Genomic DNA, 26501 nt, shown 5'->3' with positions numbered 1-26501 from the left:
CTGAATCTGTTTTATGGATTGACAGCTGCTGTTCCAAGGGCCTGTGGACGGACGTGTTATCGGACAGCCCCCAGCATTGGGTGGCCCCATGCTTCTCCAGAGCGCAGATCCATGATTTCCAGCTGAAGCTGCGCTTCAGAATCAATGCTCCAGCGCAGCCTCAAGCAGTCTTCGCCCTTTTCGCCTTCCGGTTCCAGGGGCAGCACCAGAGCGTCGCCTGGCCAGGGCTGATGGGAGATCTCGCCTGCGGGCTGCTCTTGGAGGGTCGGCAATCCATCGATAAAGACCACGCTGTGGCTTCCCTGCGGGATTGGTTCCCCCAGCACAACCTCCAGGCTGTCTTGCCCTGTCTGGCTTGCGGCCAGCACAAGTTCCAGGGGAGCCGGACTCGGCCAAGGTTGTCCGGCCATGAACAGGGGATGCCAGCGGTGGCTGTTGCTGCGCTGATCCCAAAAGCGCAGGGAAACGCCGTGTTGAAGCACATCTCGAATGGCGACCCCTGGTGTGAGTCGCAGGGCGCCGAGGGCCACGGCTTCCACTGGTGGCGGGGTGAGCAAGCTTGCTGGTGCAGTGTTCTCGGTGAGCCACTGGCGCAGGAAAGGCAGCCGGGCACCTCCTCCGACGGCTACGACGCCTTCCAAATCTTCCAGGCTGCAATTGTTGCGGCGACCACCGGCCAGACAGGCCTCCAGAAGTTGTTCGAGGGCGTCCCCGAATCCCCGCTCCAGCAGCAGGGTGTTGAGCTCGCTGCGTGACAGGCGGAGAACATGCCCCTGGTCATCCACCGCTAACTCCATCAGCTGCTCGCGTTCGGCCAGCGTGGTGTCGCTCAAACGGCATTTCAGGCGTTCGGCGGCGTTGAGCAGGGTGGAATTGGCGGTTTGACCCGGGCAACAGCGATCCACAATCCAGCGATCGATGTCGCGGCCGCCGAGACGCAGCCCTGCCTTGCCCAGCACCTTGGCTGTGCGCAGCATCTGGCGGCTGTTGTCCCCCAGGCTGCGTCCCCCCAGCCGCAGCAGTTGTGCGATCGGTGCTGCACGACCTTCGCCTCCTTCCAGCGCCACCAAAGCCAGATCGAGGGTGCTCCCCCCCAAGTCCACCACCAGCAGCGTGGATCCGGCCGGGAGCCCTGCACCCATGGCTGCTGCGGTGGGTTCATCCACCAGGGCAATTTCGGCCACCGGCAGCGCGGTGCATGCCTGCAGCAACCAGCTGCGATAAGCCCTGTAGCACTCCACCGGGGCGGTGAGCACCAGCCGCTCAATTGCGAGGTCAGGGGGGAGCCGGCTCCAGATCTGCTGAAGCAGCTGTTCGCCTGCCCAGCGGGCTGCCTCCTGATCTGGGGCGTCGGCTTGACCGATGCGGCCCTTGAAGTCCCGATGCAGACGGATATCACTGGAGTCATTGAGCCCTGAATCGAGCACCTGCCGACCAATCAGGGGCCGTTGCGTCGCGTTCCAAACCAGGCTCGGGATTTCACCGGCCCGAATGCAAATGGCTGGCAGGTTCAGCAGATCGGCTGTGGCTGATGTCGAACCCTGATACGCCACCACCGTGGTGGTGCTGCCCAGATCGATGGCGAGTGTTCCGCCCCGCTGTGCTGAATGCTGAAGCTTTTCTTCGCCCACGCGATCTGTGACCGTGCTCGGGGCACGGTGAAGTCAGGATGAGACTAAGGGGACTGGAGGCGATGGATCGATTGCAGCAGCTGATCTTCTCCTTCTACCGGGAAGATCCTGAACTGCAGGACAGGCTGGAGCCGCTGCGGAGCTGTCGCATGCGTCGCAGCTGGGGCAGCATCCGCATCGAGTGCGTTGACGATGCTCACCTCGAGGAGCTGAGTGGTTTGGTGGTCTATTTGCGGTTGCCTCTGGCCGCTCTGGGTTTGGGTCGCCAGATCGTTTTGCGTGTGCCCGGATCTCGTCAGCGTGCTTATCCCATGCACGTGCCCTTTCACACCGATCAGCTGGCTTGAGACGGTCACCAATTAGTGTGTGACTGTTTGCCTCAAAAGCCTGTGCTTTCGGCCGGAGTTGACTCCAAAGATCTCGCCAAGCGTGGCGAAAGCTTGATCCGTCAATCAAGCAACCGTTATCTGACGACCGTACGGATTGCTTTCCGGGCCAAACAGCGGCGATTCGACGACTTCGATGGCCTGCTGGAGGAGTCCAGTGTCAAGCCGGTTCAGCGAGCCATTGTGGAATTGAGTGACGAGCAGGACCAGCCCGACCTGCTGCCTGGTTGATCGGCTGGGTGTGATTCAGCAGGAGGGAGCCGGTTGGCGTGTGTCTCGGGATCCCTCCCGTGGTCATTACTGCGTTCTTGTTGGAGGAGAGCGCTGGGCTTTTGAGTTGACCGAGTCGGAGTGGCGAGATCTGGTGGATCTTGTGATGACCCTGGAGCAGCAGCACCGGGGCCTGATTGACCAGCTGATGCCTGAGGAAGCGATTGAGCTGGAGCTTGATCGCGGCGTCTGGTGGGGATGCTTGAGCGGTGATCGCAATCAATGGGACTTGCGCATCCTGCTCACCCCGTTGGAGGGCCGTGCTGCCGAAGGGGAATGGACGGCCCCCGCGGCCGCGGCGGCAGTGGCTGCGATGAGAACTCTGTGGGACTCGCAGCATTGATTAGTGTGGCTAATCATTTTCGAGTCATTGATTTCCCCCGCCTTTTCTCGCGAGCTCTGCACAGTTTTTCCACAGGCGATGAGCTGTAAGCGCCGTTATGGAGGACCGCTGTGGAAATCCTCCGGTTTTTGTTGTTTTCGCTTGACGTTGGCGACGGGGTGTTTAGGTCTGGCCTCTCTGGCGCGCTGGCCAGTGCGGGAGTGGCTTCCAGCCAGGAATCTCATGTGGAGATGAATGAGAATGGCTCCATGTTGGCTGCCCTTGACGGTGGAGCTGTGGTGTGGAGAACTGGTGTTCGTTTCGAAAAACAAAAAAGATGCCGGAAGGCCTTGAGCAAGCTTCCACGGCTGAGAGCAGTGTTGTGAGTTTCCAATCGGAAGTGCCGCAACCCCTTCAGCAGGCCATGATCCAATTCATCGAGGGTCATCCGAATTGGGATCAGTACCGTTTGGTTCAGGCGGCGCTGGCCGGTTTCCTGGTTCAGAACGGCACGCCTTCGCGGGAGATCACCCGGGTTTACGTCGGAAACATGTTCCGTCGGGAGTCGTTGCTGAATGGGGTTTGAGGTCGGCAGCAGGCCATCAGCACCAGGGCGCTGAAGGGGAGGCTGAGCAGCAGCCCCAGGGTCGCTCCGATCAGCCCCAGCAGATTGATCCCCAGCAGCATCCCAAGTAGCGCTAGCACCTTGAGGCCATTGCGGTGCACCAGCTGGCGGCTGTGGTCCATCGCTTGTAGAGCTCGGCAGCGCTCGTGCACCAGCAGGGGGAAGGCCAAGGTTTGGCTAAACAGCCAACTCATCAGAACCAGCCCCCCCAGCACCACGCTGAGTCCGGCCAGGGCGGTGCTCCAGCGTCCGAGCATCCAGCTCAGCGACTGAATCAGTCCGAGCCCCCCCAGCACGAGAAGCATCTCAAAAAGCACCAGGGTGAAAGCTTGATGCAGAAGCTGCCGCCAGGTCTGGTCGGGCCGGTCGTCGCGTCGATCAGGGAGCAGGCCATCCGTCAGCCGCAGCAGGGCCAAGAGGGGCAACAGGGGAAGCACCAGGCTGGTCAGCACCGATAGATCCCCCAGTCGGTTGAGCCACGGAGAGCCTGCTAGACGCAGGTCGTGGCCGACCACCGCAGGGCCACTGGCGCTGATCAGGACCATTGCAGCCAGGCCCACGCAACGCCAAGGCCCGCGGCTGAAGCCGATCCAAGCCCGGGGCAGCAGGGTGACCAGTGGGATCTCAGTGGAGCTGGCCAAGCCGCGAGAGGAGGTCGTGGGCAGTGTCAGCTGGAACAGGAAGGATCGAAAGCCTGTTCCCGCGTTTGATCACGGGCAACTGCTGTTCGCTGTAGGTCTCCCGCAGCTGGTCGAGACTGAGTAGCGCATCAAACTCGCCGAGAAATCGCAGGCGCGCACAGTCCCAGCGGGGCTTCTCGGTGGTTGATTTGGGGTCGTAGTACTTGGCCGCCGGATCAAACTGGGTGGGGTCCACCAAGCCGGTTTCCATGACCTCCATCAGCCCGATGATCCCGGGGGGTTTGCAATTCGAGTGGTAGAAGAACGCCTGGTCGCCCACCTCCATGCTGCGCATGAAATTGCGGGCCTGGTAATTCCTAATGCCGTCCCAAAGCGTGGTGCCTTCACGACGAAGATCTTCGATCCCGTAAGCGTCGGGTTCGCTTTTCATCAACCAGAAGGCCACGTCAACAGGCTTGTTTGAGGTCATCATCGGACCGCCTGGCCCGGATGCATCCCATTGCGTTCGATTTGTCTCAGGCGGCGTCTAAGAAGGGGTGAATCAGAGAGCGGAAGTGCTCGCCTCGCGCTTCGAAATCCCGGTATTGATCAAAGCTGGCGCAGGCCGGTGACAGCAGTAGCGCCGCGGCATTCGTCCGCTGCACGGCCGCCGCTGCCAAGTTCACAGCACTTTCGAGATCGGGGCATTGCAGAAGTTCGCCTGGATAACCCGCGGCTTTGGCCAGGCTGGCCAGTTCGTCAGCCCCCGCTCCGAACAGGATCAGGCTGCAGGCCCTGGTGTTGAGTTCCTGCAGCCATCCTCTGGCATCGCCCCGTTTGGTCTGTCCTCCGGCAAGCACCACTACTGGTCCCTGCATGGCTCGTAATCCCACCTCAGCCGCGTCGTAGTTGGTGGCCTTGCTGTCGTTGAACACGGTGGCTCCTGAGAGGGTTCCGAGTTGCTCGAGGCGATGCGGGACGCCCGGAAACGTGCTGAGGGCGTCTGCGATCTGCTGGGGGGGGAGGCCGACCGCTAATGCAGCAGCAGTAACCAGCAGAAGGTTTTGACGGTTGTGGCTGCCTGGCATCGCCAGGACATCAGCAGAAAACAGCGTGGTGACGCTGTTTCGCACCAAGCCCTCGGCATCAATCCAGAGATCAGCTGGCTGGCCATCCGGACTAGCCCCTTCACTGCTGACCCAGGTGCCGCGCTGCCAACTGCTTCGCTGTTGGCGTAGGTCCGGATCATCGGCATTGAAAAGGGCGCAGTCCGAGCGTTCGAGTAGCCCACGCTTGATGGCCCTGTAGGCCTCAAGGCTGCCGTGGCGCTCGAGATGGTCTGGGGTCAGCGTTGTCCAGATGCCGATCTTGGGGGCAATGGCGGGTGCTGCTTCAATCTGGTAGCTGCTCAGCTCCATCACGAGCCAATCCGGCCGTGGCGAGGCCCCTGCCGTGATCTGACAAGCCAGTTCAGCCGCTGAGAGCCCCATATTTCCGCCCATGGGAGCCTTCAGACCGGAGCGCTCCAACACATGACTGAGCAGGTGCGTGACCGTGGTCTTGCCGTTGGTTCCGGTGATGCCGATCCAGGGGATCTGGCGGAGGGCATCCCAGGCCAGGTCCATCTCGCCACGCACCTGGATGCCCTCGGATCGCAGTTGGATCAGAGTTGGATGATCCCAGGGAATGCCTGGTCCGATCACCACTGCTTCTAGCCCTTCGCGCCAGGGTTGGAAGCTCTCTGGGGTGAGGGGCTGCCCTAAGACCACCTGAATGCCCTCTTGATGCAGCTCAGCCGCGATGTGCTGGAGGGCATCGTTGTCGCCGCGTTCAAAAACAACGACATCGCAACTCTGCTGTTTGAGCAGACGCGCAGCACCCAAACCCGAACGACCCAAGCCAACGACAATCGTGCGTGTCATCGCAAGGTCTGAAGTTCGAAAACGCAGTCCCTATCAGGGAAGTGGGCGATACTGGATTTGAACCAGTGACTCCTACAATGTCAATGTAGTGCTCTACCCCTGAGCTAATCGCCCGCCAATAGATCGAATTGGAATCTTGTGATTCCTCCGATCGAGGCTGAACAGTAGCAGCCGGAGGGGGGGCTCAATTCAACTGCGGCGCAGTTCAACCCGCCAACGCTCACGTTTTGTGAGTGTTAGGGAGAGCACCTCAACAGAGCCGCGGTCCTGCAGTTGCAGTCGGTCCCCAACCACCAGTTCACGGCTCGCTTGCCGCACGTTCCCCCAGTTGAGGCGCAGACGTCCAGCTTTGACGTGGGTCACGATCTTGGCCCGGGACAGGCCAAATCCTGCTGACGCAATCGCATCTAGGCGACAGGACGCCTCCACGGTTTGCAGGGTGCGGACGCTGCGTTGCACGGGAGGCTGTAGCTGTTCCAGGGGACGCGATTCACAGCGGATCTCCACGTCGCGGACGGCCCCCACGCGTCCATGAAGGGCTTCCGCTGCGCTAGGGGTGCAGATCCCTTGCCCGCCGCGATCGCCCCGCACCCAGAGATCACCAAGGCTGGTCTCGTCCATGCCCATCGCCTGCAACGCCTCGCGCAGGTCGTCGGGGGAGAGGGGGTCGAAGAGGAAGTTGCCTTCGATTAGCAGACCTTGAACAGGTGCTGCCGAATCGGGGGTGTCATCGCGCCGGTGGCAGAGCAGCTGTTGGCGCTCGGCCCCCGGATAGCCACCGTCACTCATCCAGGTCAATTCACTCAGGCTGCCCAGCCGAGCAAGGGTTTCCTCCCGGAGTGGTGCACTGAGGAAGGGGCTCCAGGCCGGTTGCCAGGTGCGCAGCACCTCCTCCGCCAGATCGATCAGCACCGTCAGTCCTTTGGGGTCCTGGGCTCCCGCTAGCAGATCCTCTCGGGGCAACATCACAGGTCGTCGAGGCGTACCACCTGTTGCGGGCGCGATCGTTGAATCACCTGCCAGGGCGCCTCGATGCCATTGGGGGTTTCCAGGAGCACCAGCCAGCATCCTTCGTCGCGGCGGTTGCGAAGAATTCGCACCCCAGCATCGTTGTCCGAATCGACGCTGGCGGCCGCGGCGTAGCTCCCCATCAGGCCGGAGCCCATGCCGAGCAGGCCGCTGATCAGGGTTTCAGCCCAGGGGCCAAAGCTGGCGAAGGTGGAGAGGTTGGTGATTTTGGTAAAAGTGACCCCAGCAAGAAAGCCGAAGGGCATCAGCCAGCGGGCCATGCCGCGCTGCCGCTGCTGACGGGTCAGGTTGGGGTTCAGCAGAGCAACTTTGTCGATGGCATCCCCATCAGGCGGGATCGTCAAACATTTCAGCAGCGGCAGATCGGTGTCGCGGAGCCGCTGGGTCAGACCTTCTGCCGATGGGGCATCGGCCATCACCATCACACAGACGGGCATGGGGCATTCAGATCCAATGCGCTGAATTCTGAACCCTGTGCTTCGAACCGTGGGGGGTGGTGGATGTTGATCTCTACAGTTTGGCGCGGCAGTTCTGCGCCTTTCGATGACGAAAGTTCTTGTCTCTGATCCGATCGACCAGGCTGGGATCGACATCCTTGGCCATGTGGCGCAGGTGGATCAGCGCACCGGTCTCTCCGAGGACGAGCTGATCGGCATCATCGGTGAGTACGACGGTTTGATGATCCGTTCCGGCACCCAGGTGACTGCAGCGGTGATCGCCGCTGCGAGTCGACTCAAAATCATTGGCCGCGCGGGCGTCGGTGTCGACAACGTGGATGTTCCTGCTGCAACCCAGCGGGGTGTGCTGGTGGTGAACTCCCCGGAGGGCAACACCATCGCTGCAGCGGAGCATGCTCTGGCCATGATGCTGACGCTCTCGCGTCATATCCCCCAAGCCCATTCCGGCATGCGGGCCGGCAAATGGGACCGCAAGAAGTACGTCGGCAACGAGCTCTACAAGAAAACGCTCGGCGTCGTCGGTCTCGGCAAGATCGGCTCCCACGTCGCCCGGGTCGCCCAGGCCATGGGGATGGAGGTGATCGCCTACGACCCGTTTATCGCGGCTGACCGTGCCCAGCAGATGCAGGTCAAGCTCTCTGAGCTCGATGAGCTGTTCCGCACAGCCGACTACGTCACCCTGCACATCCCCCGCACCAAGGACACCGAGAACCTGGTGAATGCGGAGCTGCTGCGCACGATGAAACCCACGGCACGCATCGTTAATTGTGCTCGCGGTGGTGTTGTGGATGAAGCAGCGATCGCCGAAGCCATCAACAACGGTGTGATCGCTGGGGCTGGCCTGGATGTGTATGCCAGTGAGCCTCTCGCGGAAGACTCCCCTCTGCGGGCGGTTGAGCGTGGGCTCGTGCTGACCCCCCACCTCGGCGCTTCGACGGAGGAGGCCCAAGAGAATGTGGCGATTGACGTGGCGGAGCAGATCCGTGATGTGCTGCTGGGTCTGCCGGCCCGTAGTGCCGTCAACATCCCTGGCCTCAGCGCTGAGATCATGGAGCGCCTCAAGCCCCATCTGCAGCTCGCAGAGACCGTTGGTCTGCTCGTCAGTCAGCTGGCCGGTGGCCATGTGAAGGAGATGGAACTGCGGCTTCAGGGTGAATTCGCCAGCCATCCGTCTCAGCCTCTGGTGATCGCGGCTCTGAAGGGACTGCTCAGTGCGGGGCTGGGCGACAGCATCAACTTCGTGAATGCCTCCCTGGAGGCCAAAGCTCGCGGTATTCAGGTGCTGGAGGTGAAGGATGAGAGCAGCCGCGACTTCGCCGGTGGCTCGCTACAGATCACCACGCGCGGGGATCAGGGCAGCCGCAGTGTCACTGGAGCCGTCTTTGCCGATGGCGATCTACGCATCACCAGCATTGATGCCTTCCCGGTCAATGTGACGCCGAGCAGCCACATGCTGTTCACCCGACACCGGGACATGCCCGGAATCATTGGTCATCTGGGGTCCCTGCTGGGTGAACACAACGTCAACATCGCCTCGATGCAGGTGGGTCGCAAGATCGTGCGAGGGGACGCGGTGATGGTGCTCAGCATCGATGATCCGATCCCTGCCGACCTGCTGCAGACGATCACGGCGATCGAGGGCATCCAGGAAGCTCACCCGGTCACGCTCTGATGTGGTGGCGTCTGACACTGCCGTGCCCTCCAGAACTGGAGGAATCGCTGGTGTGGAAGCTGACGGATCTCGGGCTGCATCGCCATGCGGTGCAGCATGCGCCGGAAACGCCTGACCGCAAGACGCTGCTGGTCTGGTTGCCCCAGCCAGAGTGGCCGGAGCCCCAGCGGCGTGAGCTGATTGCCAGCCTGCAGCCGCTGGCAGAGCCCTTTGGTCTCAGCCTGCCCGAAGGACGCTGGGACGATGTGGCCGACGAGGATTGGAGCCTCAGCTGGAAACAGCACTGGCAGGCGGATCCTGTCGGCATGGGGATGCTGATCCTGCCGGCCTGGCTGGAGATTCCGCCGGAGCATGCGGACCGCCTGGTGATCCGCATGGATCCGGGCAGTGCCTTTGGCACTGGAAGCCACCCCACCACTCGGCTCTGCCTGGAAGCGTTGGAGCAGTCGCCTCCCGTGGGGGGTCTGGTGGCCGACCTGGGTTGCGGCAGTGGTGTGTTGGGGCTTGCTGCACTGGGATTGGGAGCGCAGGCAGTGGTGGCCGCCGACACCGATTCCCTGGCTGTGCGTGCCACAGCAGCCAACCGTGGCCTGAACGACCGATCGGAGGCTGAGCTTGAGGTGGCCCTCGGTTCCGTGGAGCGACTGACGGAGCTGCTTGCGCACCGCCGCGCTGATCTGCTGCTCTGCAACATCCTGGCCCCGGTGATCGAAGCCCTGTCGCCTGGCTTCGAGGGGCTGCTTCAGCCGGATGGTCGTGCTCTGCTCAGCGGGCTCCTGGTGGATCAAGCGCCACGCCTGAAGGACGTTCTTGGGGGGTTGGGCTGGGTGGTCACCACGGAAGCGGAACAAGGCCGCTGGGGGCTCCTGGAAATTCGTCGCCAGCAGCCGTAACCCCATAAGCCACGCTTATCGGAGTGGGGTCTCCGATTGGACCTCCTCCCTAGTCAGCCAGGAATCGTTTGGTTAGGCACCTAATTGAAGTAAAAAAGTGCTGTCCTGCAGGACCGGATTTTCCGGAGCCCTGTACGCATTCACTAAGTCATGGCTTCCTACAAGGTCACCCTGGTCTCCGAGAGCGAAGGTCTGAACAAGACCATCGAAGTGCCCGACGACCAGTACATCCTCGACGCTGCTGAAGAGCAGGGCATCGACCTCCCCTACTCCTGCCGTGCGGGCGCTTGCTCCACTTGCGCCGGCAAGATCACCGCTGGCACCGTCGACCAGTCCGACCAGAGCTTCCTGGACGATGACCAGATCGAAGCTGGTTTCGTGCTGACCTGCGTCGCCTACCCCACCTCCGACTGCACCATCAAGACCCACGCCGAAGAAGAGCTCTATTGAGCTTTCGTCCTTCAACAGGACGTGTCTTCAACCACCCCTTCGGGGGTGGTTTTTTTTGGTCTGGTCGCCTTCCATGCAAGTCCCTTGCCTTCACCTGCCGTGAGCCGCCCTGAAGTTGACGATCTTCTGGAGCCCGGCAGTGTCCACACCAGCCCTGGCGGTCAGTACAGCTTCCGTGTGATTGGCCCCTGTTGCCGTTTGTTTGATCGTGAAGAGCTGCCCTGGCCCTGCTGTCGCCTCGCCTGGCGCAGCAAGGAGCCGAGTTGGCGGCGGATCGGAAGACGGTTTGTGCCAGACCTGTCTGCCCGGCGTTGCCCGTCCTATGCGGTGGAACTTCTACAGCCGGGGGGGAGGCCTACGCCCACGGTGCTGACCCTGTTCTCTGTGCGCTTCACCCGAGATCTGCAGGAGTGGTGGTACAGCCGCTACCCCAAATCCATGGCTCCGGACTATGTGAGTCCCCAACAAAAAACCCCGACGACCTGAGGGCGCCGGGGATGAGCAAAATTTCGATCGGGATTGATCAGAAGTAGATCTTGCCACCGCCCCAGGCAGTTCCCTGAACTTTGGGTGACACAAGGATGTAACCGGCCATCAGGCGCAGATCCTCATCATCAAGGTCACGCATGGCGGGGTAGAGCTCGGCATCGCGCATGCTGGGGTGCACGTCGGCAATGCTGTATTCGCCGTCGTAAGAGGTCGGGTCCTTCATGTAGTCGACCAGGGCCTCGACGTTGTCGCGGGCCGGGGTGGCCAGGGCAAGAGTTTCCGGATCCAAGCCAACGTTGTGGTTGGTCTTGGTGATGCCGCCAGCGTGGCAGGTTCCGCAGCTGGTGTTGAACACCTTGCGGCCAGCATCGATTTCCCGATCGCTGAAGGTCACCTCTGAACCGGAAGGGTTAGCTGGAACCGTCAGGGTCTCAGCGTCCCACTGGGCCGCCTGAGCCGGCGAGATGACGGCAAGGCCGAACAGCACCGGGATGAGGACCAGAAGGCCCTTCAGGGACCGTCGCAAGGAAGAGAACACAGAGGCCATGAAGGTTGGGGGGGCGTGACGCATTCACCGCACCCAGCTCTTGTATCACGGGGAAGTGACCCTCTGAGGCCGGATCACAAACTGTTGCAGCGTGGTTTGACGTCAATGCTGAGAAAGTCCTTGGCCAGCAGCGTGTTGGGAAAGATCGCCTTGGCCTCGTCCAGCAGGTTTTGGGGGGTCACAGGATTGCCTGGTGCATAGCGCGGGCTGAGGTGGGTCAGCACCAGTTGCCCTACCCCTGCTTCAGCGGCCGTTTGGGCCGCCATCGTGCTGGTGGAGTGCTGTTTCTGGAAGGCCATCTCCGCCTCTCCATGGGCAAAGGTGGATTCATGGATCAAGAGGTCCGCGCCCTGGGCAAGCTCCACGGCGGCATCGCAGAACACGGTGTCGGTGCAATAAACGACGCTTACTCCCGGTCGTTCCTCACCGCAAAGGCTGGTGCCGTCGATGGTGCGACCGTCCTCCAACTTCACCGTTTCGCCCCGCTTCAACCTGGCGTAGACGGGGCCGGGCGGGATGTTGAGCTCCCGTGCTTTCTGAATATCGAACCGACCGGCCAGGGGCTTCTGTTCAATGCGATAGGCGTAGGCCGGCACGCGGTGGGTGAGTGGGGTGCACTGCACGGTGAAGTCGTCGTCCTCGAACAGCAGCGAGCCCTGCTCTGCCGCTGACCTCACCCGATGCACCTCCAGGGGATAGCCGATGCGGGTGGAGCTGGTTCTCAGCACACCGTTGAGGTAACTCTCGAGCGGGTCCGGTCCGTAGAGATCCACTCCCGCTGGGCTGCTGCCGGCAAGCCCGAGGCTCGCCAGGAGCCCTGGCAGACCGAAAATATGGTCGCCGTGCATGTGGGTGATGAATACCCTGCGCAGCTGCGACAGGCGCAAATCACTGCGTAAAAACTGATGCTGCGTTCCCTCCCCACAGTCGAAAAGCCACATCTCCGAGCGCTGCGGCAAGCGCAGGGCCACTGCTGAGACGTTGCGGGCCCGGGTGGGCACCCCAGAACTCGTACCGAGAAAAGTGACCTGCAAGGCCGGTGCGCCTCAGGACTCATGCTGCCATCTGGCTGAACTGAGGATCAGGCGGCACACTGGGACGCCTTTTGATCCCCAGCGTGCGCCGCGCCTCCGTTGTCGTCGGGCTGGTGCTCGTCGCTGTCATTGCTCCAACTCCCGCGGCGCTGGCCCGTGGCCGGGAGCCACAGATGCGCGTACTGCTCCTGGAGAACACCCAGCTCAGCCTGCGCTCCGATGGTGCACAGCCGTTGCAGGTGCAGGGCCTCCCTGGCGGCGAGCGACGGCCCCAGCGGCTGCAACTCAGCCTGCAGGGCACGCGCCTGAGTGCCAATGTTGATGGTCGTTCGATGGCACTGCGCCCCAGCACCCTGCTGACGGTGCAGAACGACGACCCACGGGGCATCTGGCTGGGATCCCGTCGGTACCGCGGTGTGCTGCGCATCAGCGGACGGGGCGGGCGCTTACGGGTGGTCAACAGCCTGGGCATCGAGACCTATCTCGCCAGCGTTGTGGGTAGCGAAATGCCTCATCGCTGGCCCTTGGCTGCGCTGCAGGCCCAGGCGGTGGCGGCCCGGACCTATGCGCTGAAACAACGAAGCCGTGGTGGGGCCTGGGATGTGAAGGCGACGGTCGCGAGTCAGGTGTACCGCGGTGTGGAGTCCGAAACTCCGAGCACCCTGCAGGCGGTGGCCAGTACCCGTGCGCTGGTGCTTGTTCATGGGGGGCGCTTGATCGATGCCGTGTTCCACAGCAGCTCCGGAGGGGTGACCGAGGCGAGCGGGATGGTCTGGCGCCGACAGCACCCATATCTGGTCAGCGTTCCAGACCACGACCAGCACAGTCCGGTGCACCGCTGGGAGCAATGGTTTAATCCGTCCGGTTTGCGCCAGCGGTTGCCGGAGACCGGTGGACTCCAGGCCGTTGAGGTGCTTAGCCGGTCCGGCAGCGGCCGTGTGCGCCAGGCCCGGTTACGTGGTCCACGTGGATCGTTGGTGCTCAGCGGGGCTGATCTACGCAAACGGTTGGGTCTCAAAAGCACACTGGTGAGCTTCGAGATGGTGACGGGGGGGCAGCGCCCACCTGCGTCTTTCCCGGTGCGGAGGCGGACCACACAGGCCAGTGGTGGATCCCGCATCGATCGGATCACAGCGGCGGTGGCCCGGCAGGGGCCAGGACGCCCACCACTGTTGGTGGCACCTCCACCGGTGCTGGTCAGCAAAGCCTCAGTTGGTCGTTGGTCCGGTAGCGGCCTACAGCTGCTGGTGAAGGGCCAGGGCTATGGCCATGGTGTTGGCATGAGCCAGTGGGGGGCCCATGGTCTGGCGGAGCAGGGGGCCGACTTCCGCGCGATCCTCCAGCACTACTACCGCGGTGCTGAGGTCGTTCCCTACCGACCGCACTTCGACCCATCGCTGGCGCTGAAGCCCCCGACGAAGCCACTCTGGAGAGAAGCTCAGGTTTCGCCTTTTGGCCCGGTTTCCCTGTCATTTGCAGCGCCACTCCAATGACATGGATCTCTGCGCTGGGCTGGCGGCGCATCTGGAGCGCCATCTGCGCAGCGGCTCCGGCCAGGTGCCTCGCTCCCTGAAGCCGTTGGGCCTGGCTACGGGCCGCACGATGGAGCCGCTCTACAGGACCCTGGTGGAACGGCTGTTGTCGTGGTCTGCCGATGAGCTGGAGGCGCTACGCGCCAGTTGGTGCAGTTTCAACTTGGACGAGTATCTCGGGCTTTCTGCAGAGGATCCCCGGGGTTATCGGGCTTACATGACCCAGCACCTTGCTGCGCCACTGGGGTTGCCGCAGTCAGCGGTGCACCTGCCCGACAGCACCGCCACTGACGGACAGGCGGCTGCGCGCCGCTACGGCGAGCAGCTGACACGCTGCGGGGGCATCGGGCTGCAGCTGCTGGGGCTGGGCAGCAATGGACATGTCGGCTTCAACGAGCCGCCCTGCCCCCCCGACCAGCACTGTCATGAAGTCGTTCTGACGCCTGCAACCCGGCATCAGAACGCTGCCCTCTTTGATGGGCGCGTGGAGGCTGTGCCCCAGCGGGCCATCACCCTTGGCCTACGCGAGATTCTCGAGGCTGCCGAGATTCATCTGGTGGTGACTGGCGCCGCTAAGTCAGGCATTCTCAAGCGCTTGCTCGCCCTGAAGGAGCCGGACCCTTCGCTACCTGCCAGTTGGCTGCTGACCCACCCCAATGTTTGGCTGTGGTGCGATGCAGCGGCTCTAGCTTGAACAGCCGATGGCAGAGGCCATGAGCATCGACCCCTTGGAACGGCGTCTCGAGCAGAGTTTTGAGGTGGAACGCTGGACGCGATTCATCCAGGACTGTCAGGACCTCGAGCAATTGCGCGAAACGGCCCTGGCGCTAGTGCAGCAGCTGGCCCAGCAGAAGGCGGCTAGTGCCTGGATGGCCACCCGGGCGTCTGAATCGGAAAATGCCAAGTTGGAGATGCTGGCGCGGATGATTCGTCAGCAACCCGATGCCAAAGAGGAGGAGGCGACAGGCGCCCCCTGAGGGGAACCCCGCCGCCAGCAGTCTTCCGGTGCTCAGTGTTCGCGCTGCCAGCGGGTCAGCAGAGCTGGCGAGAACTTGTGGCCGTGTTTGGCACCAACCTTGACCACGCAGGAGTTGTCCTTGCCGCAGCGCTGCACCTCGTCGCGCAGGGAGTCGTTGCTCTGAACCCGCGACATGAACGTCTCCAGCTGTTTCATGGACATGGCGATCCTCCAGTAGGGATCCCTTCGGCCTAGCTCTGGGGTTGTAGGGGGCTCAGGAGCGCAAGCTTTGGTGCGGATTTGCTGACGACAAACTTCAAGAAGGGGTCAGTCGATCTCCAGGCCTTCGGCGAGATCGAGGTTGGCGCTGACGCTGCGAACATCGTCGAGCCCGTCGAGGGAATCCAGCAGCTTCAGGCAGCTGCGGGCAATGTCTGGATCATTCACAGGGACGCTGGTCTGGGCGGACCAGTGATGCCCCCACTCCCGCACATCCCAGTCATCCCGGCGCAAGCCGTCCTGAAGGTTCTCCAAGGCCTCGAACGGGCCGTGCACCACAACGGCCGCCTCTTCCAGCTCATAGCCATCGGCCTCCAGCTCCAAGAGGCTTTCCAGCAGCCGTTCTTCGTCCTCGGGGCCCGCGTTGAGGATCACTTCGCTGCGGTGTTCAAACAGATAGGCCACGCAGCCGTGTTCACCGAGGTTGCCCCCGTTCTTGCTGAAGGCCAAGCGTAGATCCGCCGCAGTGCGGTTGCGGTTGTCGGTGAGCGCCTCCACCAGCACCGCCATGCCGCCGGGGCCATATCCCTCGTAGCGCACTTCCTCCAGCTGAACCCCATCGCCCGCTTGGCCGGAGCCCTTGGCGATGGCGCGCTCGATGTTGGAGGCGGGAACTCCCGCTGCGCGGGCTTTGCTGATGGCCGTCCGCAACTGGAAATTCCCGGCGGGATCGGCTCCGGCGCGGGCCGCCACCATGATTTCCCGGCCCAGACGGGTGAACACCGCCCCCCGTTTGGCGTCAACGACAGCCTTGGTGCGTTTGATCTGTGACCATTTGCTGTGGCCAGCCATCGCGTCAGGGCAGGGCGGATTGCGGTCGGAGAGTACTGACCGACCGGGTGTGTTCAGCCTGCTGCATCGAACACCACTTTGGGTCGCAACAGACCCTCGTTCTCGCGGTGGCCGATGCCAGCCATGCTCCCATCCGCGTTGCACACCACCACAGCGTCCCCAGCACCGGGCTCCATCGTGATGCGACGGCCGCAACGCCAGTCGATCTGTTCCGCTTCGGTGAGATTCCGCCGGGGCAGGGCTGCTAGGGCCAGCAGCGGAGATAGGGGATCGGGTGGCGGAGCGTCTCGCTCCGGTAGGGGATGGGCCTGGTGAGCATGGAATCCCAGGGCCTGGGTGCGGCGCAGCGAGGCCAGACAACCTCCGCAGCCGATACGGTCCCCCAGATCTCGAGCGATCGAGCGGATGTAGGTGCCGGCGGAGCAGTGAACGTCGATGCTGAGCCTCCCCTGGGCCTCATCCCAATCCAAAAGCTGCAGCCGCTGCACCGTGACGGCTCGCGGCGGGAGATCCATTGCTTCGCCACGCCGGGCCCTGGCATGGGCCCGCTCGCCGTCCACATGGACGGCTGAGACCTGCGGCGGTCGCTGTTCAATCACGCCTCGGAACGGCTCCAGGGCGGCATCCAGCTCGTCCTCGCTTAGCGGGGGCCAGGCCTGTTGGTCCAGCAGCTCTCCCTCCAGGTCGTCGCTGCTGGTGCGCTTCCCCAGTTGGATGACGCCGGTGTACGTCTTTTCTCCGGGGAGGTATGGAAGCAGTCGGGTTGCCGGGCCCAGAGCGATGGGGAGAACTCCAGTGACTGCAGGATCGAGGGTGCCGCCATGGCCCACGCGTTTGAGGCCGTAGCTGCGGCGCAGGCGGCTGACGCAGGCATGGGAGGTGAGGCCTGCGGGCTTGTCGATCACCACGAAGCCGAAGGGGCCGTTCACCGGGGCTGGAGCGGGGTGCTCTGACTGTTGCATTCCGCCGTCTGCGTAGGTTGGCCGCGCCCTGATGTCCATTCATGCCCCAGCTCCGCAGCAGCACGGATGTGGACGTCTCCGCTTTTCTGGCGGATGGTTTGGGCATCAAGCAACATCTGAGCCGTTATCTCGACCTGACGCCGGAGCTTCTGGAGCAGCGTCTGCCCAGCAGTACCGATGACTTGGCGGATTTGCACCCCGGTGCGTTTCGACCGGAGGACGCCACCGCCTTCTATGAGGACACGGTCGGCACGGGGCACTTGCTGGAGCTGGCGGCTTGGCACCTCTCCAGTGCGGACTACATCGCGGACACCCTGCGCCTGCAAGGTATTGCCGTGCAAGGCCAGGTGCTGGATTTTGGTGGTGGCATCGGCACCCATGCCCTGTCGGCGGCGGCGCTTCCGGAGGTCGACCACGTCTGGTTTGTTGATCTCAACCCCCACAACCAGGCGTTTGTGCAGCAACGGGCGGAAAGCTTGGGTTTGGCGGACAAACTCTCGGTGCATCGGGACCTCAGCAGCACGGGTGACGTGCGTTTCGATGCGGTGGTCTGCCTCGATGTGCTGGAACACCTGCCGGATCCCTCGGCGCAGTTGCTTGAGTTTCACCAGCGCATGGCCCCTGGGGCCATTGCCCTCCTGAACTGGTACTTCTTTAAGGGCCATCAGGGGGAGTACCCCTTCCACTTTGATGATCCGGCGCTGGTGGACGGGTTTTTCCGCACCCTGCAGGCCCAGTTCCTGGAGGTGTTTCATCCCTTGCTGATTACAGCCCGGCTGTACCGCCGTCCCTGAGGCTGAGGCAATAAAAAAGCCCCAATGCCAATTCGGCATTGGGGCTTTTCATCGTTGCTTGCGTCGAAACTCAGACCGCTGCGGTGATGTTGATGCGCTTGCGATTGCGCAGGCCGCGGCGGATTGATTCGAACTTCACCACGCCATCGGTGAGGGCAAACAGGGTGTCGTCTTTGCCCTTGCCGACATTGACGCCGGGAAGAACGGAGGTGCCGCGCTGGCGGATGAGGATGGATCCGGCGGTGACGGTTTCTCCGCCGTAGGCCTTCACGCCAAGACGTTTGGCGTTTGAGTCGCGGCCGTTACGGGTTGAGCCTGTGCCTTTTTTATGTGCCATGAGAAGGAATGGTGGTGGGGGCGTTCGATGAAGCGGGTGGATGAGGTCAGCTGATGGCCTTGCCGCCCACGGAGATGGACTCAACCATCACCCGGGTGAGTTCCTGCCGATGACCATTCTTGCGGCGGGTTTTCTTTTTGGGGCGCATCTTGTACACAATCACCTTGGGCCCGCGGCGATGGGCCATCACCTTGAGGGACACGGTGGCGTCCTTGACGTAGGGCTGGCCCAGGGTGGTGCCCCCGCCGTCCTTAACCAGAAGCACGTTCTCGAGCTTGATCGTGTCGTCCACCTCGGCTTGAAGCCTGTCGAGGTCGTAGTAACGGTTGGGCTGCAACCAGATCTGGGTGCCGGACGCCTCAACGATGGCGTAGGTCCCGCTCTGTTCCGCGGCTGGTTTGGTGTCGGCCATAGGGTGAAAAGACGCGTTCAGGCTCGGCGAACCGATTCAGGCCTGATCCGCAATCGAAAGACAAACAAAGATCTTCGTCTCTGACGCGCCCCCTCGTCAAGATTCAGATACTTCAATGATTCGGCTGAACGGATGGCCAGGCCGGCCCTCACTGTTGCTCTCGTCCTCGACAGTCCTTCTCTGGTGGAATCCTGTCGCCAGTGGCTGCCGTCCAATCGCTATGAGTCTGTTGTCCTAAGTGTTGAAGCTGGAGAGGCCCTGACGGCCGTCCTCGGGCCCAGGCAGGACGACTTCGATGCCGTGGTGCTTGAGCAGACTCTTCTGGACGCTGAGGTCAGGGAGCAGCTGCTCTCTGCTGGTCTGCTCTTCCCGGCCGTGATCGTTGGGGAAGTGAAGGGCCATGTGGATTACCACCCCGAGGAGCTGCATCTGCCCGACGACCAGCTGGCCCAGCTGGGATACAACGTTGACGCGGCAATTTCCCGCTTTCTGCGGCAGGGCCGCGCCGATGGCCGCCAAGAAGACCCCGCCAGCCGAAGCAAAGCCGTTGACAACCTCTCCGAACGTCTACAGGAACGACTCGGTTATCTCGGGGTTTTCTACAAACGTGATCCGTCTCGATTTTTAGGGAGCTTGGCTCCTGAAGAGCGCCGGGATTTGCTCCTTTCGCTGCAACGCACCTATCGGGACTTACTCGCGAGTTATTTCAGTGATCCGGCAGCGTCCAGCCAGGCCCTGGAAAGCTTTGTGAATACAGCTTTTTTCAGTGATCTGCCGATCACGCGAACCGTTGAGATTCACGTGGATCTCATCGATGAATTCTGGAAACAGCTGAGTTTGGAGGGCCACAAACATGACTTTCTTCAGGATTACCGCCTTGCGCTTCTCGACGTGATGGCCCATCTGTGTGAGATGTACCGGCGTTCCATTCCGCCGGATCTTCCTTTATCGGGCACGGCCTCCAGCCGTGTACGTCGCCCGATGGATCAGCTCGATGCCTCGGAGGAGTCGTCATGAGTCCCCGCAAGACCTACATCCTCAAGCTCTACGTGGCGGGCAACACGCCCAATTCGATGCGGGCGCTGAAAACCTTGCGCAACATCCTTGAAACCGAATTCAGGGGTGTCTATGCCCTCAAGGTGATTGATGTGCTCAAAAATCCGCAACTGGCGGAGGAGGACAAAATTCTCGCAACGCCGACGTTGTCCAAGATTCTTCCCCCGCCGGTGCGCCGCATCATCGGTGATCTCTCTGATCGGGAGCGGGTTCTGATCGGTCTCGATCTTCTGTACGACGAGCTGTCCGACACGGCTCTTAACTCAAGTGTGATCGACGCTGTCGATGAGGAGACCGACACGACGATCACGTCGGATCCTTAAGCGACATGGTGCGCTCCAGCACGGTTCAACTCCTGCTCACTACGGTCAAGTCATAGGTGTTCGCCATGCAGTTCCCTCCGACCAGCGGTCAGCCTCAGATGCAGGTTCAAAAGCTCCCGACAGGGATCGAGGGCTTTGATGATGTCTGCCAGGGCGGCCTACCGATCGGCCGTAGCACGCTGATTAGCGGTACGTCCGGCACCGGGAAGACGGTGTTCTCGCTGCACTTCCTCCACAACGGCATCAAGGATTTCGACGAACCCGGCATCTTCGTCACCTTCGAGGAGTCGCCCCTCGACATCCTGCGCAATGCCGCCAGCTTCGGCTGGAACCTGCAGGAGATGGTCGAGCAGGACAAGCTGTTCATCCTTGATGCCTCACCGGATCCCGATGGTCAGGATGTGGCCGGAAGTTTTGATCTCTCGGGTCTGATCGAGCGGATTAACTACGCCATCCGTAAGTACAAAGCCAAGCGTGTTGCTATTGATTCGATCACGGCGGTGTTCCAGCAATACGACGCAGTCTTTGTGGTGCGCCGTGAGATTTTTCGCTTGATCGCCCGGCTCAAGGAAATTGGCGTCACCACGGTGATGACCACCGAGCGCATCGACGAGTACGGCCCTATCGCCCGCTATGGCGTTGAGGAATTCGTCTCCGACAATGTGGTGATCCTCCGCAACGTGCTTGAGGGAGAGCGGCGCCGGCGCACTGTTGAAATTCTCAAGCTGCGGGGCACGACCCACATGAAGGGTGAGTTCCCCTTCACCATGGGAACCCACGGCATCAGCATCTTCCCGCTTGGGGCCATGCGCCTCACCCAACGGTCGTCGAATGTTCGGGTGAGTTCTGGTGTGCCTCGCCTCGACGACATGTGCGGTGGCGGCTTCTTCAAGGATTCGATCATTTTGGCCACCGGTGCCACGGGCACGGGCAAGACGATGCTCGTCTCCAAATTCATTGAAGATGCCTGCCGTAACAAGGAACGCGCCATCCTCTTCGCCTATGAGGAATCGCGCGCTCAGTTGCTCCGCAATGGCACCAGCTGGGGCATCGATTTTGAACAGATGGAGCAGGACGGACTGCTCAAGATCATCTGCGCCTACCCCGAATCCACGGGTCTTGAAGATCATTTGCAGATCATCAAAACGGAGATCAGTCAGTTCAAGCCGTCGCGGATGGCGATCGACTCCCTCTCAGCCCTGGCGCGCGGTGTGAGCCATAACGCCTTCCGTCAGTTCGTGATCGGGGTGACCGGATATGCGAAGCAGGAGGAGATCGCTGGCTTCTTCACGAACACCTCCGAGGAGTTCATGGGCAGCCACTCGATCACTGATTCCCACATCTCCACCATCACCGACACGATCCTGCTGCTGCAGTACGTCGAGATCCGCGGTGAGATGGCCCGTGCCTTGAATGTGTTCAAGATGCGTGGTTCCTGGCACGACAAGGGCATCCGTGAATTCGTGATCACGGGCAATGGTCCACAGATCAAGGACTCCTTCTCCAACTTCGAGCGGATCATCTCCGGTGTGCCTCATCGGGTGACATCGGATGAGCGCAGCGAGTTGTCGCGCATCGCCCGGGGCGTCTCCAGCGAGGATTGATCTAAAGCTCGACGGCCTCGGCGATGGAGTTGCGACTGCGACGCTCTGCTTGTAGTTGCAACTCATCTTTGTCGGCTACCGCTAACGGCAGCTCGAACCAGAAGGTGGTTCCGACTTCAGGCTCACTCACCATCTGAATTTGAGCCCCGTGTTTCTCGAGGATGCCCTGCACGATTGAGAGGCCCAGCCCGGTGCCCACTTCAGTGTGAACGGCATTTTCGACCCGGAAGAAGCGATCGAAGATGCGTTCCTGATCGGCATTACTGATCCCGCATCCCGTGTCGGCGATTTCTACCCTGAGCTTGGGCAGCGGTGAGGTGAGGGCGCAGGTGGGTCCATCACTTCCCGTGATCGCTGTTCCCTCCACAGAACAGGCGTCGGGCCAGGCATAGGCCCTCAGCGCGAGGGGGCCACCGGCGCGGCTGAACTTGAGGGCATTGCCCATCAGGTTGTCGAGCACCTGGAGCAGAAGGTCCCAGTTACCCAGCACTTCAGGCAAGTCTTCCGGAACATCCAGCACCAGCTCAACCTGGCGATCCTCGGCATTCAGCCTGTAGGTACGCAAGGTTTGCTCCATGGCCGGGCGCATGCTGATCGGTTCGAACTGCAGTGTTCGACCCGACTCCAACCGGGAGAGGTCCAGCACATCGTTCACCAATCGGGTGAGTCGATCGGTTTCGTCGTTGGCAACCCCGAGAAACTCCTTGTGTTCTTCAGGGCTGAGCTGATCGCCGAGGTCGTGCAGGGTTTCGACGTAGCTCTTGATGTTGAACAGCGGGGTGCGCAATTCGTGGGAGACGTTGCTAATGAAACGGCTCTGGGCTGCATTCAGCTCCACCTCGCGGGTGAGGTCTTGGATGGTGACGGCGATGCCTTTGAGGCTTTCTCCGCTGGCATCACGCACGGCCTGCAGAACGATGCGCAGGGTGCGGGCTGGTTCCCCCACGCTGCAGCGCAGATCTTCACTGTCAGAGGCACCACCAAGCAGTGCATCAAGGGGACTATGCAGTTCCATCGCCAGCAGTTCGGGTAGTTCTCCCACCAGCTCCTGGCCTTCCAGGCTGCGCCCTTCCCAGCGGAACAGGCGCCTCGCTGTGGGATTCGCCAGCACGATCCTGCCGTCGGCATCCAGCAGCATCGCCCCGTCCGCCATGGTGGCGATCAACGATTGCTGCTTGACCTGGGCGGCCGTGAGTTCCTCGATGTTGGCTTCGTCATAGGCCTCGAGCTGAGAGGCCATGGCGTTGAAGCCGTTCAGTAACTCTCCCAGTTCCCCTCCCACCGGCAGGTCAACACGAGTTCCGAAGTTGCCTGAGGCGACGGAGCGAACCCCCCGCAGCAGTTCCTTGACCGGACGGGTGATGGTGAGGGCATTGAACACGGCTCCAAGAATCACCAGCACCCAGATCGAGATGAAGACCGCCACCGTGACTTCGCGGGTGAGGGCTGCACTGGCCAGGGCGGTTTCATTCGGGTTCACACCGAGGCCGAGCACGCCGTAGTACTGACCTCCCCGAATCAGGGGGACAAACACGTCTGTGACGGCCCCTTGGGGCGTCAAGTGTTGCCGAACCAAGGGGTTCTGGGGGCGTCGGCGCAGCTCGTCAGGCAGTTCCAGCCGGCGATTCAGACGCAGTTCCCCATCGCCATTGCTGGGGGTGGCGCTGATGGGGATCCCCAAATAAACGACGCCTTCGGGATCGGCGAAGAAGATGTAGCGAACGCTGCGACTCGAGCGCCAGAACTTTTCGGCGACGTTGGCGAGCTCACGGTCCTGCCCCTGGGCCACCAGTTCGGTGACATTTCCGGCCAGCAGCAAGCCAAGATCCCTGGCATAGCGCGTGTCGCTCATCACTGCATCGCGCTGAATTCCATTCAGCGCGAAAAATGTGATTCCCGTCATCATCAAACTCACCACCAGTGTGGCGATTGCCAGCAGCTTGGTCTGGAGGGTGAATTCCGCCCACCAGGCGGTGATGCGGTCCCACAGGTTCTGGTCTTCCCCCGGGGGTTTGCCGTGGGGGGGAAGAGCCCAATCAGCGATCGTGGCTCCGCTGCTGCTGCTCATCCGCCCGAGCGCACTTGATGACCTATATCGCGACGGTAGGTGATTCCGGCGTAATCCAGTTGGTTCAGACCGTTGTAGGCCCCTGCAAACGCCGCATCGAAGTCATCGCCCTGGGCTACCACGGCCAGCACCCGGCCCCCTGCGGTAAGCAGTTCCCCGGTGCTTTCGCGGCGGGTGCCGGCGTGGAACAGCTGATGGTCGGGGCTTGGGGGGAGGTCGATGCGGATGGCATCGCCTTTGCGGGGTGCTTCTGGGTAGCCCTCCGCTGCGGCCACAACGCAAGCACTGCAACGGTCGGTGATGCTTAGCTGCGGGGCCAAATCAAGGCGGCCCAGGGCACAGGCCTGAAGCACGGCGGCGATCTCGGGGCCCAGTAGGGGCATCAACGTCTGGCATTCGGGATCACCGAAGCGACAGTTGAATTCAATGACCTGGGGGCCATCGGCCGTGAGCATCAGGCCTGCATAGATCACCCCGCGGTAATCGATACCGCGACGTCGTAGGGCCTCCAATGTGGGCTCGAGCACGAGGTGGCGCACGGCGTCGAGCCCGTCGGCATCCAGAAGCGGGGCGGGGGCATAGGCGCCCATGCCACCGGTGTTCGGACCGCGATCGCCTTCATTGAGCCGCTTGTGGTCCTGCGCTGGTGGCAACAGCACCATCCGCTCCCCATCGCACAGGGCGAACACCGACACTTCAGGACCCTCCATCCGCTCTTCCAGCACCAGCTGAGAGCCCGCAGCACCGAACCGCCCTTCGAAGGCCTCGCGGATGGCGACTTCCGACTCCTCCACTGTGTTCGCCACCGTGACGCCCTTGCCGGCGGCCAAGCCATCAGCTTTGACCACCAGTGGACGTTGCACCTCCCGCAAGACCGCGAGCGCTTCCGCCTCATTGGCCACCGCCCAGTGGCCTGCCGTGGGGACCCCGGCCTCCTGCATCAGCTGTTTGGCCCAGGCCTTGCTGGCCTCCAGTTGGGCGCCCTCTGCTCCTGGGCCGAACACGGAGAAGCCTGCATCGCGCAGGGCATCGGCCACGCCAGCGGCCAGAGGAGCTTCCGGCCCTACCACCACCAGATCAACGGCGTTCTGCTGGCAGAGGGCAATCAACCCAGCGCTATCGGTTTCGGCCACGGCCAGGGCGCTGCCTTCATCGCCTCCATTACCTGGGGTGATCCAGACCGTATCCAGACCGGGGCAACGGCTCAGGGCCCAGGCCAGGGACTGTTCCCTGCCGCCGCTGCCGACGACGAGGGCACGTTGGAGCGTGGGCAGCGTGCTGGGACGGGTGGACGAGATGGCCATGGTTTCGGAAGGAACGGTTTGGGCCTCGTAGGTTTTCCTTTGTAGACCGCAGCCCGTCATGGGGACTCCCCTTTTCCCCTTCGCTCTCACCCTTCTAGCTGCTGTCACGGCGGCACCCGATCCGCAGGTGATGAGCGAGGAACGCTTTCAGACCGTTCTCGTTGAGATGGATGTGTCCGCTGCGGAGCAGGCCTGTCTGGACCCGCTGATCGCTGATACCGATCGCCGTCGCCAGGACTTGCGCGATCGACTTTTGGCGCTGCATCCCGTCATCGATTCGTTGGACTTGGTGTTGGAGAACGCCGAAGCCTTGATGAGCTGTGGCGCACCCGAAGCTGCGGCGGTGGTGCTCAATCGCTACAGCCCAAGGGCTGGAGATGAACGGCGGAGGTGGCTATTGCTGCGCTGGCGAGCAGCAGCAGCAGCCCTGGATCACCGCCAGGCGGCCTTGGCCCTACGACGTTTGGTGGTCGGCAACCTGACCGCCCTGAACGCTCCGCTGTTGCCGGGTCAGGTCAATGGCCTGGATCAGTTGGCGTTGCACGAGGCAGCCCAGGGCCGAAACGCTGTGGCTGTGGAGGTGCAGCTGATGGCGGATCTGTCGGGTGTGCAGGGGGCGAGGCGAATGGCGCGAGCGGCGCAATGGCTCGATGCCGATCAGTTTGAGCAAGCGGATCAACTTCTGGAAACCGCCTTGGATCAGGCGGCGGCGGCAGAGGCCTGGGGATTGGCGATGGAGCTGTTGCGTCAGCAGCTGCAACTGCAGTTGGCTGCAGGGGGCGATGGCGCTCGGCCGCGGCAGCGGATGGAACGGTTGGCCACTGTCCTTGACGACCGCTATGCCCTCCAGCAACTGCAGCCGGAGAACGACCCCGATCCCCTGCTGCGTTCACCGCGGGACCCCGGAGGCCATGCTGATGTAAGTCCTTCTGCCGTTGCACCGTCGCCATGACGCCCGATCACGGAGAGCTGCTTTACGAGGGCAAGGCGAAGCGGGTGTTCGCGAGCGCGGATCCCGACCGGGTGCTGGTGGAGTTCAAAAACGACGCCACGGCCTTCAATGCCCAGAAAAAAGCCCAGCTGGAGAACAAAGGTCGGCTGAATTGTCAGATTTCAGCACGGTTGTTCGAGCTGCTGGAGCGCGAGGGGGTGCCGACCCATTACTGCGGTCTGGCCGGGGAGACCTGGATGCAGGTGCGACGGGTGGAGATCATTCCCTTGGAGGTGGTTCTCCGCAACACCGCCACAGGATCGCTCTGCCGTCAGACCCCAATCGCCGAGGGCACACCCATCGATCCAGCCCTGTTGGATTTGTATTACAAGGACGACGCCCTTGGGGATCCGCTGTTGACCGAGGCCCGCGTGCATCTGCTGGGTGTGGCGGACCCAGCGCAACTGTCAGCAATTGAACAACTTGCCCGCAGGGTGAATGGGGTGCTGCGGCCTTTTTTTGAAGAAATTGATCTGCAGCTGGTGGATTTCAAGTTGGAGTTGGGGCTGGCGTCCGATGGAACACTTCTGCTTGCTGATGAGATCAGCCCTGACACCTGCAGGCTCTGGGACCGCCGCAACAGCAACGCCGAGGACCGGATTTTGGACAAGGATCGCTTCCGCAAGGATCTCGGCGGGGTGATGGAGGCCTACGGGGAGGTCCTCAAACGGGTCCAAGGCACCTGCGCGAACCCCCGCAACTGCCTGTAAGGTCGGCGCACCTTTTTGTGGCTTCGGCCCA

General features: G+C 62.2%; 32 protein-coding genes and 1 tRNA gene. 17 read left to right on the top strand and 16 right to left on the bottom strand.

Going from position 1 to position 26501, the window contains the following annotated elements; translation table 11 throughout:
- Positions 1-56 precede the first annotated feature (56 nt).
- Positions 57-1631 (bottom strand): Hsp70 family protein, encoded by a 1575-nt coding sequence (locus DXY29_RS01725; RefSeq protein ID WP_115022375.1) that lies wholly within the window; start codon positions 1629-1631, stop codon positions 57-59.
- A gap of 62 nt (positions 1632-1693) precedes the next feature.
- Between DXY29_RS01725 and DXY29_RS01720 the strand changes: the two genes are divergently transcribed.
- From DXY29_RS01720 to DXY29_RS01705, 4 genes are all read left to right on the top strand, one after another.
- A complete protein-coding gene (locus DXY29_RS01720; protein WP_115022373.1) occupies positions 1694-1978 on the top strand; it encodes a hypothetical protein in 285 nt (94 codons plus the stop codon).
- 42 nt (positions 1979-2020) lie between these two features.
- Positions 2021-2248: a DNA-directed RNA polymerase subunit omega gene (locus tag DXY29_RS01715; protein ID WP_025362489.1), complete on the top strand. Its 228-nt coding sequence runs from the start codon at positions 2021-2023 to the stop codon at positions 2246-2248.
- Positions 2249-2258: 10 nt separating this feature from the next.
- Positions 2259-2630 carry a DUF1818 family protein gene (locus DXY29_RS01710; protein WP_115022626.1) on the top strand — a complete coding sequence of 124 codons (372 nt, stop codon included), beginning with the start codon at positions 2259-2261 and terminating at the stop codon, positions 2628-2630.
- A gap of 316 nt (positions 2631-2946) precedes the next feature.
- Positions 2947-3195, top strand: coding sequence for a DUF2811 domain-containing protein (locus DXY29_RS01705; RefSeq protein WP_115022371.1), 249 nt, complete (start codon positions 2947-2949; stop codon positions 3193-3195).
- Here DXY29_RS01705 and DXY29_RS01700 read toward each other — a convergent pair.
- The 6 genes from DXY29_RS01700 to DXY29_RS01675 form a co-directional block, all read right to left on the bottom strand.
- Entirely contained in the window at positions 3147-3875 is a 729-nt protein-coding gene (locus DXY29_RS01700; RefSeq protein ID WP_170952080.1) for a hypothetical protein, read from the bottom strand. The two genes, DXY29_RS01705 and DXY29_RS01700, sit on opposite strands and share 49 nt — an antisense overlap.
- Positions 3859-4344: an EVE domain-containing protein gene (locus tag DXY29_RS01695; RefSeq protein ID WP_115022624.1), complete on the bottom strand. Its 486-nt coding sequence runs from the start codon at positions 4342-4344 to the stop codon at positions 3859-3861. The genes DXY29_RS01700 and DXY29_RS01695 overlap by 17 nt, the downstream gene beginning before the upstream one ends.
- A gap of 46 nt (positions 4345-4390) precedes the next feature.
- On the bottom strand, positions 4391-5776 hold the full coding sequence (gene murD, locus DXY29_RS01690) for a UDP-N-acetylmuramoyl-L-alanine--D-glutamate ligase (RefSeq protein WP_115022368.1): 1386 nt from the start codon (positions 5774-5776) through the stop codon (positions 4391-4393).
- Between the two features lie 42 nt (positions 5777-5818).
- Positions 5819-5890: transfer RNA gene (locus DXY29_RS01685), tRNA-Val, on the bottom strand.
- Between the two features lie 75 nt (positions 5891-5965).
- Positions 5966-6742 (bottom strand): photosystem II S4 domain protein, encoded by a 777-nt coding sequence (locus DXY29_RS01680; protein WP_170952079.1) that lies wholly within the window; start codon positions 6740-6742, stop codon positions 5966-5968.
- The gene (locus DXY29_RS01675; protein ID WP_115022365.1) at positions 6742-7242 is read right to left on the bottom strand and encodes a hypothetical protein; all 501 of its coding nucleotides are present in this window, start codon (positions 7240-7242) and stop codon (positions 6742-6744) included. The genes DXY29_RS01680 and DXY29_RS01675 overlap by 1 nt, the downstream gene beginning before the upstream one ends.
- A gap of 106 nt (positions 7243-7348) precedes the next feature.
- Between DXY29_RS01675 and serA the strand changes: the two genes are divergently transcribed.
- The 4 genes from serA (at position 7349) to DXY29_RS01655 (ending at position 10764) form a co-directional block, all read left to right on the top strand.
- Positions 7349-8935 carry a phosphoglycerate dehydrogenase gene (serA, locus tag DXY29_RS01670; RefSeq protein ID WP_115022364.1) on the top strand — a complete coding sequence of 529 codons (1587 nt, stop codon included), beginning with the start codon at positions 7349-7351 and terminating at the stop codon, positions 8933-8935.
- Positions 8935-9828, top strand: a complete 894-nt coding sequence (prmA, locus tag DXY29_RS01665) for a 50S ribosomal protein L11 methyltransferase (protein ID WP_115022363.1) — start codon at positions 8935-8937, stop codon at positions 9826-9828. Before serA ends, prmA begins: the two co-directional genes overlap by 1 nt.
- A gap of 150 nt (positions 9829-9978) precedes the next feature.
- Entirely contained in the window at positions 9979-10278 is a 300-nt protein-coding gene (locus DXY29_RS01660; protein WP_006043345.1) for a ferredoxin, read from the top strand.
- 99 nt (positions 10279-10377) lie between these two features.
- Entirely contained in the window at positions 10378-10764 is a 387-nt protein-coding gene (locus tag DXY29_RS01655) for a hypothetical protein (protein ID WP_115022623.1), read from the top strand.
- A 37-nt stretch (positions 10765-10801) separates the two neighbouring features.
- On the opposite strand, the gene psbV is transcribed toward DXY29_RS01655, so the two are convergent.
- Positions 10802-11314 (bottom strand): photosystem II cytochrome c-550, encoded by a 513-nt coding sequence (psbV, locus tag DXY29_RS01650; RefSeq protein ID WP_115022620.1) that lies wholly within the window; start codon positions 11312-11314, stop codon positions 10802-10804.
- A 74-nt stretch (positions 11315-11388) separates the two neighbouring features.
- Positions 11389-12348, bottom strand: a complete 960-nt coding sequence (locus tag DXY29_RS01645; RefSeq protein WP_115022361.1) for a ribonuclease Z — start codon at positions 12346-12348, stop codon at positions 11389-11391.
- 59 nt (positions 12349-12407) lie between these two features.
- Between DXY29_RS01645 and DXY29_RS01640 the strand changes: the two genes are divergently transcribed.
- The 3 genes from DXY29_RS01640 to DXY29_RS01630 are packed head-to-tail and all read left to right on the top strand — an operon-like array spanning position 12408 to position 14857.
- A complete protein-coding gene (locus tag DXY29_RS01640) occupies positions 12408-13841 on the top strand; it encodes a SpoIID/LytB domain-containing protein (protein WP_115022359.1) in 1434 nt (477 codons plus the stop codon).
- A 1-nt stretch (position 13842) separates the two neighbouring features.
- Positions 13843-14574, top strand: coding sequence for a glucosamine-6-phosphate deaminase (locus DXY29_RS01635; protein WP_115022358.1), 732 nt, complete (start codon positions 13843-13845; stop codon positions 14572-14574).
- A 19-nt stretch (positions 14575-14593) separates the two neighbouring features.
- Positions 14594-14857: a hypothetical protein gene (locus DXY29_RS01630; RefSeq protein ID WP_115022618.1), complete on the top strand. Its 264-nt coding sequence runs from the start codon at positions 14594-14596 to the stop codon at positions 14855-14857.
- Between the two features lie 32 nt (positions 14858-14889).
- On the opposite strand, the gene DXY29_RS01625 is transcribed toward DXY29_RS01630, so the two are convergent.
- The 3 genes from DXY29_RS01625 to truB all read right to left on the bottom strand — a co-directional run bounded on the left by DXY29_RS01625 (position 14890) and on the right by truB (position 16871).
- Positions 14890-15060 (bottom strand): Nif11 family protein, encoded by a 171-nt coding sequence (locus tag DXY29_RS01625; RefSeq protein ID WP_115022356.1) that lies wholly within the window; start codon positions 15058-15060, stop codon positions 14890-14892.
- A gap of 105 nt (positions 15061-15165) precedes the next feature.
- A complete protein-coding gene (locus tag DXY29_RS01620; protein WP_115022355.1) occupies positions 15166-15909 on the bottom strand; it encodes a YebC/PmpR family DNA-binding transcriptional regulator in 744 nt (247 codons plus the stop codon).
- 53 nt (positions 15910-15962) lie between these two features.
- Entirely contained in the window at positions 15963-16871 is a 909-nt protein-coding gene (truB, locus tag DXY29_RS01615) for a tRNA pseudouridine(55) synthase TruB (RefSeq protein ID WP_115022617.1), read from the bottom strand.
- Positions 16872-16912: 41 nt separating this feature from the next.
- On the opposite strand from truB, the gene DXY29_RS01610 reads away from it, so the two are divergent.
- Positions 16913-17665, top strand: a complete 753-nt coding sequence (locus DXY29_RS01610; RefSeq protein WP_115022353.1) for a bifunctional 2-polyprenyl-6-hydroxyphenol methylase/3-demethylubiquinol 3-O-methyltransferase UbiG — start codon at positions 16913-16915, stop codon at positions 17663-17665.
- Positions 17666-17735: 70 nt separating this feature from the next.
- On the opposite strand, the gene rpmA is transcribed toward DXY29_RS01610, so the two are convergent.
- Both rpmA and rplU read right to left on the bottom strand, forming a co-directional pair.
- Positions 17736-18002: a 50S ribosomal protein L27 gene (rpmA, locus tag DXY29_RS01605; protein ID WP_115022352.1), complete on the bottom strand. Its 267-nt coding sequence runs from the start codon at positions 18000-18002 to the stop codon at positions 17736-17738.
- Between the two features lie 46 nt (positions 18003-18048).
- The gene (gene rplU, locus DXY29_RS01600) at positions 18049-18414 is read right to left on the bottom strand and encodes a 50S ribosomal protein L21 (protein ID WP_115022350.1); all 366 of its coding nucleotides are present in this window, start codon (positions 18412-18414) and stop codon (positions 18049-18051) included.
- Between the two features lie 132 nt (positions 18415-18546).
- Here rplU and DXY29_RS01595 point away from each other — a divergent pair, with 132 nt between their 5' ends.
- The 3 genes from DXY29_RS01595 (at position 18547) to kaiC (ending at position 21397) form a co-directional block, all read left to right on the top strand.
- On the top strand, positions 18547-19431 hold the full coding sequence (locus DXY29_RS01595; protein ID WP_115022348.1) for a circadian clock protein KaiA: 885 nt from the start codon (positions 18547-18549) through the stop codon (positions 19429-19431).
- A complete protein-coding gene (kaiB, locus tag DXY29_RS01590; protein ID WP_115022346.1) occupies positions 19428-19793 on the top strand; it encodes a circadian clock protein KaiB in 366 nt (121 codons plus the stop codon). Before DXY29_RS01595 ends, kaiB begins: the two co-directional genes overlap by 4 nt.
- Positions 19794-19858: 65 nt before the next feature.
- Positions 19859-21397 (top strand): circadian clock protein KaiC, encoded by a 1539-nt coding sequence (gene kaiC / locus DXY29_RS01585; RefSeq protein ID WP_115022615.1) that lies wholly within the window; start codon positions 19859-19861, stop codon positions 21395-21397.
- 1 nt (position 21398) lies between these two features.
- On the opposite strand, the gene DXY29_RS01580 is transcribed toward kaiC, so the two are convergent.
- Together DXY29_RS01580 and purD are read right to left on the bottom strand one after the other, a co-directional pair.
- A complete protein-coding gene (locus tag DXY29_RS01580; protein WP_115022344.1) occupies positions 21399-23465 on the bottom strand; it encodes an ATP-binding protein in 2067 nt (688 codons plus the stop codon).
- Complete coding sequence (purD, locus tag DXY29_RS01575; RefSeq protein ID WP_115022613.1) at positions 23462-24769, bottom strand: phosphoribosylamine--glycine ligase; 1308 nt, start codon at positions 24767-24769, stop codon at positions 23462-23464. Before purD ends, DXY29_RS01580 begins: the two co-directional genes overlap by 4 nt.
- A gap of 58 nt (positions 24770-24827) precedes the next feature.
- Here purD and DXY29_RS01570 point away from each other — a divergent pair, with 58 nt between their 5' ends.
- Positions 24828-25721: a hypothetical protein gene (locus DXY29_RS01570; RefSeq protein ID WP_115022343.1), complete on the top strand. Its 894-nt coding sequence runs from the start codon at positions 24828-24830 to the stop codon at positions 25719-25721.
- Positions 25718-26470, top strand: coding sequence for a phosphoribosylaminoimidazolesuccinocarboxamide synthase (gene purC / locus DXY29_RS01565; protein WP_115022341.1), 753 nt, complete (start codon positions 25718-25720; stop codon positions 26468-26470). The genes DXY29_RS01570 and purC overlap by 4 nt, the downstream gene beginning before the upstream one ends.
- Positions 26471-26501 lie beyond the last annotated feature (31 nt).

This window comes from Synechococcus sp. UW69 (assembly GCF_900474185.1).
Lineage (GTDB): Bacteria > Cyanobacteriota > Cyanobacteriia > PCC-6307 > Cyanobiaceae > Parasynechococcus.
The sequence above is the reverse complement of the archived record's forward strand: the minus strand, read 5'-3'. Positions and strand labels throughout refer to the sequence as shown.